The organism is Streptomyces aureoversilis, assembly GCF_042657885.1.
Lineage (GTDB): Bacteria > Actinomycetota > Actinomycetes > Streptomycetales > Streptomycetaceae > Streptomyces > Streptomyces aureoversilis.
Genome location: NZ_JBHSKJ010000003.1, coordinates 57,558 through 73,404, shown reverse-complemented (window position 1 = coordinate 73,404; position 15,847 = coordinate 57,558). Strand labels below are relative to the sequence as shown.

Genomic DNA, 15,847 nt, shown 5'->3' with positions numbered 1-15,847 from the left:
GGAACATATGCCGGTTTGAGCTCGGAGTCCGACCGTTTTGGGCGGCTGGTCACCTTTGCCCGGCTCTATGGGTGTCTCACGGCAGATAAATCTATGAAGACCGAGGCCGACGGTGCCCTCACCACAGGGAAACAGACCGTATGCCCGCTTCACCCCTCACCTCAACACCCCCGCACCCACCCCGATCCGGAGGGGACTTCCGGCCCCGGAGGCAAACCGGAATCCTGCCGCCGCACGGTTCCGGCCATGATCCATGAGGGCTGGGCCGCAGAACCGGCGGTCACAGGCCGGAACTTCCCGCTCCGCACCACTGTGATGTGAATCACTCCTGACACAGAATCAGGGATTCCGGGAAGAAAAATGCCGGGCGGTCACGCGCAGTCGGGGGTGTCTGCGCGGACCGCCCGGCTCGTGTGCCGCGCTGTCCTGTGAGCGTCAGGGCATTACGCGGCTGGCTTGGGGCGGGGGATGAACAGGCACGCGAGGGCCGCGGCGGCCGTTGCGGCGAGGATGAAGGCCCATCCGTGGTCGAAGGCCGTGACGGCGTCGTCCGCGCCGGAGGGCGCGCCGATGAAGGCCACCAGCAGGGCCACGCCCAGCACGGAGCCGACCTGACGGGCCATGGTGACGACGGCCGAGCCCGTGGAGAAGCTCTGCGGCGGCAGCGCGGAGACGGCGGCGCCCACGAGGGTCGGGACGACCATGCCCACGCCGACGCCCGTGAGGAGCATGCCCGGGAGCAGGCCCGCGGCGTACTCGTGCGCGGTGCCGAGCCGGTAGATCCACCAGCCGATGCCGGCGCCGAAGAGCACGCAGCCGACCGCGGAGACCGCCGCGGAGCCGAACTTCTTGATGACGGGGCCCACGCCCATCGCGAAGGCGGGGACGAGGACCGGTCCGGGCGCGATGGCGAGGCCGGTCTTCAGCGGCGACCAGTGCCACACCTGCTGGCACCACAGCACCGCCGAGAGGAGCATCGCGCCGAAGGACACGGCGAACAGGAGGTTCGCGAAGGTCGAGGGGCCGACCGCGGGGATCCTCAGCAGGCCCAGCGGCAGGATGGGCGAGGCGTGGCGCGAGGAGCTGTAGACGAAGGCGGCCAGCAGGAGGACGGCGACCAGGAGGGAGCCGAGCACCTTGCCCGAAGTCCAGCCCCAGTCCTCGCTCTTGACCAGGCCGAGCGCCAGGACCGCGATGCCCAGGGTGAGCAGGGCGGCGCCGAGCAGGTCCAGCCGGGCGGCGGCCGGGCGGGCCGCGATGCGCGGCAGGACCTTCGCCCCGAGGAGGAGGGCGAAGACGCCGATCGGCAGGTTGACGAGGAAGACCCAGCGCCAGTCGAGCTGGGTGAGCAGGCCGCCGATCACGGGGCCGAGGGCGGCGGCCAGGCCGCTGATGGCCGTCCAGGCGCGGACCGCGGGGATCCTCTTCTCCGGGGGTGCGGCGGCCAGCAGCAGACCCAGCGAGGAGGGGATGAGCATGGCGGCGCCGACGGCCTGCACCACGCGGGCCGCGACCAGCAGCCAGACGCCCGGCGCGACGGCGCACAGCGCGGAGGCGACGGTGAAGACCGCGATGCCGAGCAGGTAGGCGTTCCGGGGGCTGGTGCGGTCGGCGAGGCTGCCGGCCGGAACGAGCAGCGCGGCGAAGATCACCGCGTAGGCGTTGAGGATCCACGAAAGCGAAGCCAGCGAGGACCCGGAGAACTGGGCGCCGATGTCGGGCAGGGCGACGTTGACGATGAACATGTCGAGGTTGGACATCGCAACCCCGGCTACAACGACGGCGAACACCGGGCCGAAGGCGGGCTTCGTCACGCTGCCCGCCTGTCCGGCGGCAGTCTGAGTCATCGCTCTCCTCGCTAGTGAGTTGGCTTTTCCAACTCACGTGAGCATACAGCGTCCCCCGGGGCGTGTCGGTGTGATGTAGGCGTCACGGCGCCCGTACGGCAGTACGGCCGCACCGGGCCGAAAAGAGCCTGGTGCGGCCGTACTGACGGTGTGTCGGATTCGGGCGGCGGATGGAGGCGCGGGGCGGCGGGGCGAGGCGCGGGCCGGCGTCAGCCGGTGACGAGGTGGACGACCAGCGCCACCACGATCATGAGCACGAAGGCGCCGATCGGTGCACCGCAGCCGCCGCCCAGCAGCCACAGGGGCAGCCGCCAGGGCGGGCGTCCCGAGGCGGCGCGGTGGTCCGCGACCAGAGTGAGGAGAGCGGCGGGGGCGACGGCGGCCGTCACCCCCGCCCACCACCACAGGCACGTCACCGGCTGCCCGGTGAGGACGTCGGCGTGGCCCGAGAACAGGACCGCGACCAGGACCGCCGGTACGGCGACGCACGCCGCGGCGGCGGGCACCCACCAGCGGGCGCCGGCACGGCCCGTCCGGCGCGCCGCCCACCGGGCGAGCCCGGCGGCGGGGACGACCAGCGCGGCGGCGAGGCAAGCCGCCACGAGGGTCCAGACGGCCAGGACGAACGGGATGACGATCAGGCCCAGGGCGCCGCTGTCGTCCTCGGAAGGATCGCCGGCACCGCCGGAGCCCGGGGCGGCATCCGGATGCACCACCGCCCAGAGGACGAACACGCCGATCGCGAGGGTCGCCTCTGCCACGAGTGCCCCGGTCGCCGTGACGAACGTGGGCGGCGACCAGAGGCTCTTGCGCGCGGTTTCTTGCTTCACCGGGCCATCATCCGACGCGCCTTGCAGCACGCTGACGGCAGGGTTCGCACCCGATCCGGCCGGTGCCCGCACGGCACCGCCGGACTCCACCATCGTGGTCACGCACCACGGCGGCGGAGGAAGCGTGCCCGGACACCGGATTCGGGAGGATCGGGACGGAGCCCGTACCAAGCTCTGGTGCCCCGCGCCTCCGTTCCCGCCGCGGCGGGAATGTGCGGGTGCCCGCACCACTCCCTCCGCCGCCACGGCGCTCAGCCACCGGCAAACACACCCGGCGGTGCCGCACCCGCCTCAGGCAGGCACGGCACCGCCGGGCTCCACCATCGTGGTCACGCACCGCGGCGGCGGAGGAAGTGTGCCCGGGCCGGAGGCCCCCCCGCGTTCAGGCCAGCTTCACCGGAAGTGTCGCGAAGCCCCGCTGGACCAGCTGGTCGCGGAACGTCGGTTCGCTCGCGAGGGCGATGGCCGGGAAGCGGCGCAGGACCGCCGGGAGGGCGATCTCCGCCTGCATGCGGGCGAGGCCCGCGCCGAGGCAGAAGTGCGCGCCGCCGCTGAGGGTCAGGGCGTGGTTGCCCTTGCGGTACGGGTTGAACGTGCCGGGGTCGGCGTACTGCCGCGGATCGCGGTTGCCCGCGGCGATCAGGAGCGTGACCTTCGTGCCCGCGGTCAGCGGGACCCCGAAGAAGTCGATGTCCTTGACGGCCATGCGGTTGAGGGCCTGCGCCGCGGGGTCGAAGCGCAGCACCTCCTCGACGTAGCCCGGTGCGAGGGAGTCGTCCTTGCGGAGGGCGTCGGCGTACTCCGGGTGCTCCACGGCGAGCCGCAGCGCGTTGCCGATGAGGTCCATCGGCGCCTCGGTGCCGGCGACCAGCAGCAGCATGAAGTTGGCGACGAGCTCTTCCTCGCTGATGCCGCCCGTCGTGTCGAGCTGGCGGACCATCTCGCTGACGAGGTCGTCGCCGGGCCGCGCCCGCCGCTCGGCGACCAGGTCGCCGAAGTAGACGGCCAGTTCCTCCATGGCGGCGTCGCCGGGCCGGAGCTGGGCGAGGTCCTGGATGGGCTCAAGGGCGGTGGTGATGGCGCCGATGTGGCCCCGGAACCCCGCCTGCTCCTCCTCGGGTATGCCCAGCAGCTCGCCCATGATCGCCATCGGCACGCGGAAGGCGAACTCGGCCATGAAGTCGACCGGTGCGCCCCCTTCGCCGAGCGTGCCCAGGCGGTCCACCAGCGCGCCGATCAGCCGCTCCACCGCCGGCTGCAGCGCGGCGATGCGGCGCGGCGTGAAGCCGACGCTGAAGAACCGCCGGTAGCGGTCGTGGTCGGGGTTGTTGCTGAAGAGCATGTTCTTGGTGAGCCACACCCAGGAGGAGTGCTCCCGCCAGCCGGGCATCATCGTGTCCTGCACGGCCCCGTCGGTCGACAGGAGCCCGGGCTCGCGCAGCGCCCGGGCGCACTCGGCGTGCCCGGTGACCACCAGCTGGCCGGGGCCGAGCGGCAGCAGCGGCCCGTAGGAGCGCAGCGCCTCGTAGAGCGGGTACGGGTCCCGCTTCCCGGCCGGGCTCAGCAGCGTCATCATCGCCCGGCCCGGGTCCATCACCGGTGTGCTCATGTCACTTCTCCTAGATCTACAGCGGTTCTACAGCGGTGCCATGACGAAATCGGCCTTGGTGGTCCCGCAGTCCGGGCACTCCCAGTCGTCCGGGATCTCCTCCCACGGCGTGCCGGGCGCGATCCCCTCCTCGGGCAGTCCCAGGGATTCGTAGTAGACCCAGCCGCAGACGAGGCACATCCATGCCCTTTTCCCGACGTCTTCGCTCACGGGATGGTCTCTCCAGTTCTCGTTCCGTGTTCGGCGACGAACACGGAGATGGCGCTTTTCGCTTCGGGGGACATCAGGATCCCCATGTGGCCACGGCCCGGGGCCTGCTGGAGCCGTACGTCGCGCAGGCCGGCGGCAATGGCCTCGGCTTCGCAGTACGGCACCACGGGGTCCTCGGGGTCGTGCAGGGCCAGCACCGGGACGTCGAGCTCGCGGCCGAGGCCGACGACGTCCCAGTGGCTGACGGGCACCCCGTTGCGGCGGTGCAGTTCGCGGTAGATGCGGTCGACGACGGCGCGCGAGAGCATCAGCTCGCTCCTGGACCACCGCTCCAGCACCGCGGTCAGCGTGCAGGTCGGGGCGACCAGGGCGATGCAGTCGACGTCCGGCCGCTCCTCCAGGGCCACCGCGCCGACGGCGGCGATGGAACCCAGGGAGTGCGCGACGACGACCTTCGCCCCGCCGAGCGAGTCCAGGGCGGCGCGCACGGCCGCCGTGTACTGCGTCATGGTGGCCTGCGTGCCGCGGTTGACTCCGTGGGCCGGCGCGTCGAACGCGGCCACCCGGTAGCCGAGTTCCCGCAGCGGGCCGATCAGCGAGTACATGCTGCTGCTGTCGGCTCCCCAGCCGTGCACGAGGAGCGCGGTGGGCCGGTCGTCGTCGCCCCACAGGTATCCGCCGTGCACGTCGGGGTTGCCGAGGATGTCGAAGCCCCGGGCGCCGAGCGGGAGGACGTTGTCGGGCCGGGTGCCGATGGCCCGGGTCCGGCTGAAGACGTCGGTGGCCCAGCGGCCGCCGGGTCCGGGCGCGAGGACGCCGGCGGCCGCGTGGGCGAGTCTTCTCAGGACGAGGGGCGTCATGACGGCGACTTCACCGTCACCGGCTTGGCGTCCGCCGGGGCGATCGTGGTCCGGTTGAAGTCGGTGTAGAAGCCCGACTCGGTGTCGTAGAAGTGCAGCCGCCGGATGATGGTGCTCAGCTGGCGGAGCTTCACGCGCTCCTCGCGGACCATGCCCGGGTAGGCCTCCTTCAGGGCCCGCTGCGCCTTCTGCAGGTTGTAGAAGGGGACGACCGGGGCGACGTGGTGGGCCGTGTGGATGGAGATGTTGTGCGTGAGGAACAGCAGCCACTTCGGGTACACGAAGTCGGTGGTGACCAGCAGGCGGCTGGCGTTGCGCGTCCAGTGCTCGTTGGTCAGGTACGGGATGTCGCTGGAGCTGTGGTGCATCAGCGTCGTCGCGCTGAACCAGGCGTGGGTCGCGAGCCACGGGGCGACGAAGTAGATCAGGAAGCCCGTGAAGCCGGTGAACCAGATCAGCGGGACGAAGTAGGCGACCATGACGGCCAGGACGAAGAGCATCGACCGGCGGACGTCACGGCGCGCCTCCCGCTTGGGGAAGTAGCTCGGCCGGAAGCCGGACTCGCGCCAGTAGTTGATGGTGCCGCCCCAGAACGCCCAGGTGCGCGTCCCGTGGTAGATGACCTTCTCGTGCCACGGCATCCGGTCGTAGAGCGCCGCCGGGACCGGACGCCAGTCGGTGTCCAGCTCCAGGTTGTTGGTGTGGCTGTGGTGCAGGTTGTGCACGTGGCGCCAGGCGTGGAACGGGTAGATCAGCGGCAGCAGCGAGACGTGCCCGATCGCGAAGTTGAACTTGCGCGAGCGGGAGAAGGAGCCGTGCCCGCAGTCGTGCGCGATGCAGTGCAGGCCCCAGCCGCCCAGGCCGGCGACGATCCACAGCGGGATCCAGAGCAGCCAGTGGGGCGAGAACGCGATGCCGACGAGCGCACCGATGTACAGCACCCAGCTGACGGCGAAGCCGAGCAGGCCGCGGCCCACCTGTGGTTCGAAGTACTCCCTCGGGATGGCCCCCGCGAGCCGTTCGCCCTCGATCTGCTCCGACTTGCGTTTGAAGTCCTCGAACGCCTTGTCCGGAGCGGACGGAAAGTTGTATGCCCCCATCGTCGTGGTTCCCTTCAGCCGGTCCGGCGGGACAGCCTGAGTTCCTGGGCCAGATAGCTGCTCAGGTCGTCGATGGTCTGGTGCTCGTAGAGCAGGCCGGGCGAGAGCCGGCGCTCGACGACCTTCTCCAGGGCGCCGGAGACCTGGACGGCGACCCGCGAGTCGAGTCCGTAGGCCTCGAAGGACTTCTGGGTGTCGATGTCGGAGGGCGCGGCCTCGATCCGCTTGGCCAGGTGCTCGATGAGCCACTGGCGCAGGGACTCCTCCGTGAGGGGGCCCGAGATCTGCTGGGCGTCCTTCTTGCGTCCGAACATGTGGTTACGCTCCTGCTGGTGCGAGGGTGAAAGCACTGCGGGTGGATCCGGGAATGGAACTGCGGGTGGGACCGCGGGTGGAGCACCGCCGTGGGGGCGGGGGGCGGCTACGCGGCCTGTTTCATGGCGCGCTTGCGTTCGATGGTGGCCTTGTCCGGCTCCCTCAGGTCCCAGACGACGCGGGCCTTGCCGAGGCCGAAGAGGATCCAGCCGCTCAGGTCCGGCTCCCACCAGGTCACGCCGTGGCGGTAGGACCCGGGGAAGGCGTGGTGGTTGTTCTGCAGTCCCTCGCCGAAGGTGAAGGCGGCGACGGGCCAGTTGTTGGCGCTGCGGTCCTTGTTGTCGAAGGGGCGGGTGCCGATGGCGTGGCAGATCGAGCCCACGCACCAGGCGGCCTGGTTGGCCACGAAGATGCGTGCGAACCCGCCGAAGACCAGGCCGGTCAGCAGCGACATCGGGGTCTGCTCGACGGCGAAGCCGACGACGGCCGGGATCAGCAGGCCGGTGAGGACCCAGGCCGGGTAGGTGCGGTGGTACCACATCAGCCGGCGGTCGCGCAGGACGTCGGGGGCGAAGACGCTCCACTTGGAGGTCTCGTCGCTGAGCATCCAGGGCATGTGCGCGTACCACAGCCCGCGCAGCCGCGCCTTGAGGCTCCAGCCGTGCAGGTTGGGCGAGTGGGGGTCGCCCTCGCGGTCGCTGAAGCGGTGGTGGCGGCGGTGCGTGGTGACCCAGAACATCAGCGGGCCCTGGGCCCCCATGGACCCCGTGATCATCATGACGGCCTCGAAGGCCGGCGAGGTCTTGAACGCCTTGTGCGAGAGGTAGCGGTGGAAGCCGATGGTGATGCCGCCCATGTGCACGAAGTACATGACGACGAACATGACCAGGTCGGTGGTGGTGTAGTTGCCGGTCCACAGGAACCAGGCGGCGACGGCGGTGCCGATCAGCGGCAGCGTCATCGTGGTGAGCGCGGAGAAGCGCTTGATGCGGCGGCTTGCGGGGTCGAGCTTGACGATCGCCGACGCGAGCGGGTCGGCGGTTGCGGAAGACACGGGCCGCTCCTTATCTCTCTGACCGTGCGCGTTTGGGGTAGCGGACGTTGGTGACCAGGCCCAGGACGTCCAGCAGCCGGATGAATCCGCCGGCGATGTCGATCTGCCAGAAGGTGTGCCGGTTGTGGGCCAGGGCGGGCTGGGCGTGGTGGTTGTTGTGCCAGGAGCCACCGACCGAGAAGGGTGCGAGCGTCGCGACGTTGCGGCTGTTGTCCCGGGTGCGGTGGGGGCGGCTGCCCAGCGTGTGCCCGATGGAGTTGACGCTCCAGGTCACGTGGTCGAGGAGAAAGATGCGGGCGAGACCGCCCCAGAGCAGCCCGCCGACCGCACCGCGGAGGCTGCCGCCGGTGAGCGCCCAGCCCAGCAGCGCGGGCAGGGCGAGTCCGGCCAGGACCCAGACGAAGTAGTACTCGTTGATCTTCATCACGAGCCGGTTCTTCATCAGGTCGGGGACGTACTTGCTCCAGTTCTGCCGGCGGACGGTGAACAGCCAGCCGACGTGGCCGTGCCACAGGCCGCGCAGCCGGGGGTACTTGCGCCCGTCCTGCATCGGCCGGGGCGAGTGGGGGTCGCCGTCGCGGTCGGTGAACGCGTGGTGCTGGCGGTGGGTCGCCACCCAGAAGACGACCGGGCCCTGCGCGGCCATGCTGCCGGCGATGCCCCAGAAGGCGGTCACCCCCGGCTTGGCCGCGAAGGACAGGTGCGAGAAGAAGCGGTGGAAGCCGCCCTCCACGCCCAGGGAGGTCAGCAGGTACATCCCGATGAGCAGACCGAGGTCGACCCCGGTGAATCCGTAGTTCCAGGCGAAGGCCACCGCACCGGCGAAGCCCAGGGTGGGCACGCCGACGGTGAGGTAGGCCAGCCGGCGGGCCGAGGCGTCGGTGTCGCCGCCCGCGGCCTGCGGGGCCGCACCCGGGCGGGACGTGCGCGGGGCACCGGCTGCGGCGGCCCCGGGTGACTCAGGCGAAATCGTCATGGTGGGCTCCCGTCACCGCACGGCCTGCGGCATGTCGTCGGCGGCCAGGGCCAGCTTCTTCAGCGTCCCCTGGACGTAGGCCTTCCGTGTCGCGTCCCGGCGGACCTTGCCGCTGGTGGTCATGGGGATCGCGCCGACCGGTCCGAAGTGGACGGCGGCGGGCCGCACCCCGTGCTCGGCCGTCACCGCCGCGATCACCGCGTCCAGCACGGCCGCCCCCTCCGCGGCCAGCTGGCGTGCGGTGCCGCGGTACTCGGCGGCGACCACCAGCTCCTCGCCCTGCTCGCCGGGGACGGAGAAGGCCGCGCAGCCGCGCACCTTCTCGTGCGCCTGGCGGACGCTGAGCTCGATGTCCTGCGGGTAGAGGTTGCGGCCGGCGATGACGACGAGGTCCTTGAGGCGTCCGGTGATGAACAGCTCCCCGTCGAGCAGGAAGCCGAGGTCGCCGGTGCGCAGGTGGGTCCCCTCGCCACCGTCCGCCGTGCGCGCCGTGAAGGTCGCGGCGGTGAGCCCGGGCCGGCCGAGGTAACCGTGGGCCACGTTGGGGCCGTTCACCCAGATCTCCCCCACCCGCCCGGCCGGGACCGGCAGCAGGGTGTCGGGGTCGACGACGGTCACCTCGTGCCCGTCGGCGACGGTGCCGCAGCTGACGACGTGCGCGACCCGGCCGGGCTCCGCATCCCTCCCGTCCCCCTCGGACCGGCGCACGACGCCGTTCTCGAGGGCTTCCTTGTCGAGCCGTTCGGTCCGCAAGGGGGTTCCGGTGGGCTTTCCCGATACGTAGAGCGTCGCCTCGGCCAGGCCGTAGCAGGGAATGAGGGACGTCTCGTCGTAGCCCCGGGGGCCGAATCGCTCGCGGAACTTGTCGAGGGTTACCCTGGATACGGGCTCGGATCCGCAGAAGACCTGGCGCAGTGTGCCGAGGTCGAGGGTTTCCAGCTCGTCATCGGTGATACTCGAAGTGCACATGTCGAAAGCGAAGTTGGGCCCGACGGAAATGGTGACCTTGTGGTCGGTGATCGCCTTCAGCCAGCGGTACGGCTGCTGGACGAAGTGCGCCGGCGACATGAGCACCAGGGGCCAGCCGCCGTGCACCGCGAGCATGATCGTGCCCATCAGGCCCATGTCGTGGTAGGGCGGCAGCCAGGTGCAGCCGACGCGGTCGGCTTCGTACCCCATGTTGTGTTCCAGGGCACGGCAGTTGCTGACCAGGTTCTCGTGGGTGAGCACGATTCCCTTGGGGTCCCCGGTGGAGCCCGAGGTGTACTGCAGCAGCGCCGGATCGGAGACGGCGTCGGGAACGGCGGTCGCCGGTGCCGGGCCGCCGAAGTAGGCGTCGTCGACGAACAGCCATTCCGGCGGGCGCACCGTATCGGGGAGTTCCGCGGCGAATTGGGCCACGCGGCCCTCCAGCCGGCGGTCCGCAATGATCACATCGGGCGTGCTGTCCACGACGATCGAGGCGAAGCGGGCCACTGCGCGTTTCCCGGTGGGCGGGAAGGACGGCACCGCGGTGGCGCCGGCCCGGAATATCCCGAAGAGCGCGGCGATGTAGTGCAGGCCGGGATCGAGTGCCAGCACCACGCGCCGCCCGCTGAGTTCGCGCTCCAGCAGGTCCGCGGCGATACGGCCGGCGTGTTCGTACACGTCGTGGTAGGTCCAGTCGACGGCCTCGTCGCTGGTGCCGTCGGCGAGAAAGCGAAAGGCCGTGCGCCGGGGCCCGGCGGCCCGCTGCTGGAGGATGCCGGGCAGCCCGGGCAATGAGGTACGGGCCCGCCCCGCTATGTGGTCCACAACGCCCCCGTGAAGTTCAGTTCTGTGAGCGGGGCCGCACCCGTGTCACCGGTGCGCGGCCCGCGAAAAATGATGTGCGCCGTACCGTCGGCTGTCGCCCTCGTCAGCCGGTACGGACGATGCGGAGCTGTTGTGCGGAACCCAGGTGGGCCCCGTCCCTGCCCCAGGCATCGATTTCCTCGTCGACCCAGCCCTCGGCGGTCGCGGAGCGGGTCCGTGCGCGCAGCAGGATCCACGGTGACGACGCCTGCGCGAGATGGGCGCCGGGCCGGACCGTGAGTTCGACCGTGGGCACCAACGCCAGCGTCGAGAGCACCGCCGCGTACGACGGAGCCAGTGAATCCATCAGGAACACGAAACGCAGCGCGTCCGGCGGACGCTCGTCCTCCAAAATCCTGATCCACGCGATGAGTTCGGGCTCGGCGCCGCCCGCATAGGGACGGTTGGGCCCGACCGGGCGGATCTCCAAGTAGGTGGAAATGGCGACGAACTCGGGCGGGATGACGAAGACGTCGCACTCTTCCGGAGGCGGCGCATCCGGAACCGCCGGAGCGAACGACTGCCAGTCGGCCGGCTGCGGATTTCCGAAGACGGCCGATCCTTCTACGTGAACACCCTTTTCGGTGACCGCGCGGCCACCGAGCGTGGTGAGCGTGCGCCCGGCGCGCAGCAACGAGGTCTCCAGCCGGAAGTCGTCGCCGATCGGCCGCAGGAAACGCGCCGTTGCGCTCTGCAGCCGCAGGCCGGGTGCCACCTCCCCTGCGGCATCCTGCATCGCCGAAGCCAGCAGCGCGAGCGTCAGGCCGCCGTGAAAGCCGCCGAAACCGTGCAGATGACTTCCGGCGGCGATCCCTTCGCCGGAGGACCGGCCGAGGAGCGCCACCGGGGAAAGCGGTGAAGCGGTACTGGTCATGGCCCCTCCGATCCGGCCGCCGGCCGGGCGGCCGCAACGCGGGAGAGGGGCGGAATTCTCTGGTGGTGCTCGGTCCTTGGCAACAAGCCATTCACTGTTCCGAGTTGGATCACACGAGTGACCGTAGAAGGGCGGTGCGTCACCAAGCAAGCAATAAATTTTGTGACCCGCATCACGACCGAAGTGAACCCTCGGCCCTGCGTGACGTTCAACACGCACACTCTGCGCTGCAGTGGGTTGCGTCCTCCAACCCACCCGGGGATAGTCTCGCCGCCGACACGTCAGAGGTGGCTTGGGGGGGCCTGTATGCGCGCATTGATGCAGCGAACTGCGGTGAACGGCGTAGGAATTCTGGGCATCGGCGCGTACCGCCCGCACCGGGTGGTGGGCAATGCGGAAGTCGCGGCCCGCACCGGCCGGACCGCCGAGTGGATAGAGCGGCGCACCGGCATCGTCGAGCGCCGATATGCCGGCCCGGGCGAATCGGTGACCGATATGGCGGTGGAAGCCGCGCGGAAGGCCGCGGCCGACGCGGGAATCGCGCCCGGAAAGCTGGGCGCCGTCATCCTGGCCTCCATGTCGTATCTGCAGCAGAGCCCGGGCGGTTCCGCGGAGATCGCCGACCGGCTCGGAATCCGTGCCGCCGCTTTTGATCTCAACGCCGCCTGCGCGGGATTCTGTTACGCCCTGGCACTCGCCTCGGCCATGGTCCGCGACGGGTCGGCGCAGTACGTCGCGGTCATCGGCTCCGACCGGATGACGGACATCGTCGGACCGGAGGACCCGTCGGCGGCGATCCTCTTCGCGGACGGGGCGGGGGCGGTGGTGGTCGGGCCGCAGGACGAGGAGGGGATCGGCCCGGTCGTCTGGGGCTCGGACGGCAGCCGTGCGGGGCTCATCGCGCACGACGCCGCCTGGGACGCGTTCCGGGACGACCCGGGAAGGGAGTGGCCCACCATGAAGATGGCGGGCCCCGAGGTCTTCCGCTGGGCGATCGAGGAGATGCCGCCGGTCGCCCGGGCGGCCCTCGACGCGGCCGGGATCGGCGCCGGCGAGCTCGACGCCTTCGTGCCGCACCAGGCGAACCTGCGCATGATCGAGACCGTCACCCAGCGGCTGGCCCTGCCCGCACACGTCACCGTGGCCCGCGACGTGGTGCACAGCGGCAACACCTCCGCCGCCTCGGTCCCGCTCGCCCTGGCGCGCCTGAAGGAGCTGGGGTCCGTGGGCAGCGGCGGCCTCGCGCTGCTCCTCGGCTTCGGCGCGGGCCTCACGTGGGGCGCCCAGGTGGTCCGCCTGCCCTGAGCACCGGACCGGCCGCCTCCGGAAGGCGCCGGTACCGGCGACACCAACACCTGCCTACGGGAACACACTTCCGGTCGCGCGGCCGAACGATGCATTCCGGCCAGCGGAACCGGCAATCGGCCTACTGTCGAGACCAAGCGCTTCCCCGTACGAAGGCAGGACACCGCCATGACCTCCAGTCCGCCGGGCGCACCGGCCCCCCGCCTGACCCGCACGCCAGCCGGCGCTCCGGCGGCACCCGGAGGCCCGCCCTTCGTGCACTTCGGACCGGAGGTGCTCGGGGCCGCCCTGGAGGGGGCCGGGGCGGGCGCCGTCGAGGAGTTCACGGGATCGTGGGACGACCTGCCGGCCGACACCCACCTCGGCACCGGCACCCCGTACCGCTTCCGCCGCTACGGGCTCTTCCGGATCCGGCCCGGCCGGCTGGAGCGGCTGCCGCACACGGCGTTCTTCCAGGACAAGTCCGTCAACAAGGTCCACGGCGGGGTGCCGCGCCTGTTCGCCCCGCTCTCCGCCTCCGTCGCCGGCGGCGAGGTGCTGCGCACGGTCGTCCACACCCTGCGCCGTCATCTGCCCGGCCCGCGCGCCGGCATGGACACCTGCGGGGTCCACCAGATACGCGTCACGGCCACGACCCGCACCGAGGGCCACCCCGCCCCGGAGGGCGTCCACCAGGACGGGCACTGCTACGTGGCCCAGGTGCTGATCCGGCGCGAGGGCGTGAGCGGCGCGGAATCCGCCCTGTACGACCTGCGCAGCCGCCCGGTCCACCGGGCCGTGCTCACCACCCCGCTGGAGACGATCGTGCTCGACGACCGGCGGCTGCTGCACGGCGTCTCGCCCGTCCGGCCCGCGCCGGGCGCGTCCTGCGGCGTGCGGGACATGCTGCTGGTGGACTTCTTCCCCGGAGGAGGCGACGACGCCCGCGGAGAGGGGGACGTCGCATTGCCGGTTGAGGGGGACGTCGCATCGCCGGGGTGAGCCCCTGCGGACCCGAGCCCCTCTGCGGGCCGTGCCACCTTGGGCGCCCCGCCACGGCGGACTACGATCCGGACGGGCAGTTCCTCCCGGCCGTCCGGACCCCGGAGTTGCTATGACGCTGCTGAGCACCTGGCCGGACTCCGGCCCGGAGACCCTCCTCCTGCGCACGGGCGAGGCCGCCCGGATCGCGGCGGCGCCGGCCCCGGCGGGCGTGCGCTTCGAGCAGTGGCCCGTGCGCGGCGGCGTGCCGGCCGGCGCCTCCGCCGGGGCCGTGCTCACCGCGTACGCCCCCGAGGTCGGCCGGCTCACGGCCGAGGAGGGCTTCGCCGCGGTCGACGTGGCCGCGCTCCACCCCGACGGCTCCCCCGGCCGGCCGGCGAAGGCCGCGGCCGCCCGGGAAAAGTTCCTCGCCGAGCACACGCACGACGAGGACGACGAGATCCGCTTCTTCGTCGCCGGGGCCGGGGTGTTCTACCTGCACGTGGACGGCCTGGTGCACGCGGTGCGCTGTGAGCGGGGCGACCTGCTGGGGGTGCCGCGGGGCACCCGGCACTGGTTCGACATGGGGACGGTGCCGTCCTTCACCGCGATCCGCTTCTTCCACGCGCCGGACGGCTGGGCCGCCACCTTCACGGGCAGCGACATCGCCTCCCGCTTCCCCTCCTTCGACGAGCTGCGCGCCGGGCGGGCGGCATGAGCCTGCGGTTCGCGGCGGACTGCGTGGTCCTGGACATCGAGGGCACGACGAGCGCGACGGGCTTCGTCGTGGACGTGCTCTACCCGTACTCGCGCAGCCGGTTCGGCCCCCTGCTCACCGAGCGGGCCGCCGAGCCCGCGGTGCGGCGCGCCGCCGAGCAGGTCCGCACGCTCCTGGGGGAGCCGGCCGCGGACGCCCCGCGCATCGTGCAGGCGCTCAACTCCTGGCTGGACGAGGACCGCAAGGCCACTCCGCTGAAGACCCTGCAGGGCATCGTGTGGTCGGAGGGGTTCGCCCGCGGCGAGCTGGTCCCGCACTTCTACGAGGACGTGGTGCCCGCGCTGCGGCGGTGGCGCGCGGGCGGGGTGCGGCTGCACGTGTACTCCTCCGGGTCTGTGGCGGCGCAGCGCGCGTGGTTCGGGCACAGCGCGCAGGGCGATCTGCTGCCGCTGGTGGACGGGTTGTACGACACGGAGAACGCCGGGCCGAAGCAGTCGCCGGGCTCGTACCGGGCCATCTCCGAGGCCATCGGGGCGCCGCCGGGCCGGACCCTGTTCCTCTCCGACCGGCCCGCGGAGCTGGACGCGGCGCGGACGGCGGGCTGGCTCACGGCGGGCGTGCGGCGCCCGGGCGAGCCGTACTACGCGCAGGGCACGGGCGGGCACCCGGAGACGGGGTCGTTCGCCGGCATCGACGTCGCGCGGGCGGGGAGCGGGCCGTGACCGGCGCGGAGCTTCCGGACCTGGCGGAGGCGGGTGCGGTGCTGGCCGCGGAGGCGGCCCGCTTCGCGTCGTTCGGCTGGATGCGCGGCACCTCGGGGAACCTGTCGGTGGTCACCGGCCGGGAGCCGCTGCGCCTGGCGGTCACGGCGAGCGCGCTCGACAAGGGCGAACTGACGGCCGCCGACGTGGTGCTGGTCGACGGCGAGGGCGCGGCCGTGGCGGGCGGCAGGCCCTCGGCGGAGGCGGCGCTGCACGCGCGGGTGGTCCGGCTGACGGGCGCGGGTGCGGTCGTGCACGTCCACACGGTCGCGTCGGTGGCGATGGCCCGCCGCCGTCCCGGGGGCATCGTGCTGAAGGGCCTGGAGATACTGAAGGGGCTCGGGCTCCCGGCCGACGGACCGGAGGTCGTCCTGCCGGTGATCGGCAACAGCCAGGACATGCGGGTGCTGGGCGACCGGCTGGCGGCCGCCCGCGAGCCGCGGATGCCCGCGGTGGTCGTGGCCGGGCACGGGCTGTACGTGTGGGGTGCGGATCCGCGCGAGGCCCGGCACCGGACCGAGGTCGTGGAGTGGCTGCTGGAGCTGGAGCTCGTGGAGGGGCCGGGCCCGGCCGGCGGCCGCTGAGCCCTGCGAGC

General features: G+C 71.8%; 16 protein-coding genes. 5 read left to right on the top strand and 11 right to left on the bottom strand.

Annotated features, from left to right (window positions below; genetic code table 11):
* Positions 1 to 443 precede the first annotated feature (443 nt).
* From ACFPP6_RS05700 to ACFPP6_RS05650, 11 genes are all read right to left on the bottom strand, one after another.
* Positions 444 to 1,847 (bottom strand): MFS transporter, encoded by a 1,404-nt coding sequence (locus ACFPP6_RS05700; protein WP_382037836.1) that lies wholly within the window; start codon positions 1,845 to 1,847, stop codon positions 444 to 446.
* A 209-nt stretch (positions 1,848 to 2,056) separates the two neighbouring features.
* Positions 2,057 to 2,677, bottom strand: coding sequence for a hypothetical protein (locus ACFPP6_RS05695; protein ID WP_382037834.1), 621 nt, complete (start codon positions 2,675 to 2,677; stop codon positions 2,057 to 2,059).
* Positions 2,678 to 3,059: 382 nt separating this feature from the next.
* A complete protein-coding gene (locus ACFPP6_RS05690) occupies positions 3,060 to 4,286 on the bottom strand; it encodes a cytochrome P450 (protein ID WP_382037832.1) in 1,227 nt (408 codons plus the stop codon).
* 27 nt (positions 4,287 to 4,313) lie between these two features.
* Complete coding sequence (locus ACFPP6_RS05685; protein ID WP_372504645.1) at positions 4,314 to 4,496, bottom strand: rubredoxin; 183 nt, start codon at positions 4,494 to 4,496, stop codon at positions 4,314 to 4,316.
* Positions 4,493 to 5,356, bottom strand: a complete 864-nt coding sequence (locus ACFPP6_RS05680) for an alpha/beta fold hydrolase (RefSeq protein ID WP_336010275.1) — start codon at positions 5,354 to 5,356, stop codon at positions 4,493 to 4,495. The genes ACFPP6_RS05685 and ACFPP6_RS05680 overlap by 4 nt, the downstream gene beginning before the upstream one ends.
* On the bottom strand, positions 5,353 to 6,456 hold the full coding sequence (locus tag ACFPP6_RS05675) for a fatty acid desaturase (protein ID WP_382037830.1): 1,104 nt from the start codon (positions 6,454 to 6,456) through the stop codon (positions 5,353 to 5,355). The genes ACFPP6_RS05680 and ACFPP6_RS05675 overlap by 4 nt, the downstream gene beginning before the upstream one ends.
* Positions 6,457 to 6,470: 14 nt before the next feature.
* Complete coding sequence (locus tag ACFPP6_RS05670; protein WP_168094481.1) at positions 6,471 to 6,770, bottom strand: acyl carrier protein; 300 nt, start codon at positions 6,768 to 6,770, stop codon at positions 6,471 to 6,473.
* A gap of 107 nt (positions 6,771 to 6,877) precedes the next feature.
* Positions 6,878 to 7,825 carry an acyl-CoA desaturase gene (locus ACFPP6_RS05665; protein WP_382037828.1) on the bottom strand — a complete coding sequence of 316 codons (948 nt, stop codon included), beginning with the start codon at positions 7,823 to 7,825 and terminating at the stop codon, positions 6,878 to 6,880.
* A 10-nt stretch (positions 7,826 to 7,835) separates the two neighbouring features.
* A complete protein-coding gene (locus ACFPP6_RS05660) occupies positions 7,836 to 8,801 on the bottom strand; it encodes an acyl-CoA desaturase (RefSeq protein WP_382037826.1) in 966 nt (321 codons plus the stop codon).
* Between the two features lie 12 nt (positions 8,802 to 8,813).
* The gene (locus ACFPP6_RS05655) at positions 8,814 to 10,595 is read right to left on the bottom strand and encodes a fatty acyl-AMP ligase (protein ID WP_382037825.1); all 1,782 of its coding nucleotides are present in this window, start codon (positions 10,593 to 10,595) and stop codon (positions 8,814 to 8,816) included.
* 103 nt (positions 10,596 to 10,698) lie between these two features.
* The gene (locus tag ACFPP6_RS05650; protein WP_382037823.1) at positions 10,699 to 11,508 is read right to left on the bottom strand and encodes a thioesterase family protein; all 810 of its coding nucleotides are present in this window, start codon (positions 11,506 to 11,508) and stop codon (positions 10,699 to 10,701) included.
* Between the two features lie 306 nt (positions 11,509 to 11,814).
* Between ACFPP6_RS05650 and ACFPP6_RS05645 the strand changes: the two genes are divergently transcribed.
* The 5 genes from ACFPP6_RS05645 (at position 11,815) to mtnB (ending at position 15,836) form a co-directional block, all read left to right on the top strand.
* Entirely contained in the window at positions 11,815 to 12,813 is a 999-nt protein-coding gene (locus ACFPP6_RS05645; RefSeq protein ID WP_382037821.1) for a beta-ketoacyl-ACP synthase 3, read from the top strand.
* A 255-nt stretch (positions 12,814 to 13,068) separates the two neighbouring features.
* Positions 13,069 to 13,794 carry a 2OG-Fe dioxygenase family protein gene (locus tag ACFPP6_RS05640; RefSeq protein WP_382037819.1) on the top strand — a complete coding sequence of 242 codons (726 nt, stop codon included), beginning with the start codon at positions 13,069 to 13,071 and terminating at the stop codon, positions 13,792 to 13,794.
* A 112-nt stretch (positions 13,795 to 13,906) separates the two neighbouring features.
* A complete protein-coding gene (locus ACFPP6_RS05635; RefSeq protein ID WP_382037817.1) occupies positions 13,907 to 14,491 on the top strand; it encodes a 1,2-dihydroxy-3-keto-5-methylthiopentene dioxygenase in 585 nt (194 codons plus the stop codon).
* A complete protein-coding gene (gene mtnC / locus ACFPP6_RS05630) occupies positions 14,488 to 15,213 on the top strand; it encodes an acireductone synthase (RefSeq protein WP_382037816.1) in 726 nt (241 codons plus the stop codon). The genes ACFPP6_RS05635 and mtnC overlap by 4 nt, the downstream gene beginning before the upstream one ends.
* Positions 15,210 to 15,836, top strand: a complete 627-nt coding sequence (gene mtnB / locus ACFPP6_RS05625; RefSeq protein ID WP_382037814.1) for a methylthioribulose 1-phosphate dehydratase — start codon at positions 15,210 to 15,212, stop codon at positions 15,834 to 15,836. Before mtnC ends, mtnB begins: the two co-directional genes overlap by 4 nt.
* Positions 15,837 to 15,847: the final 11 nt, after the last annotated feature.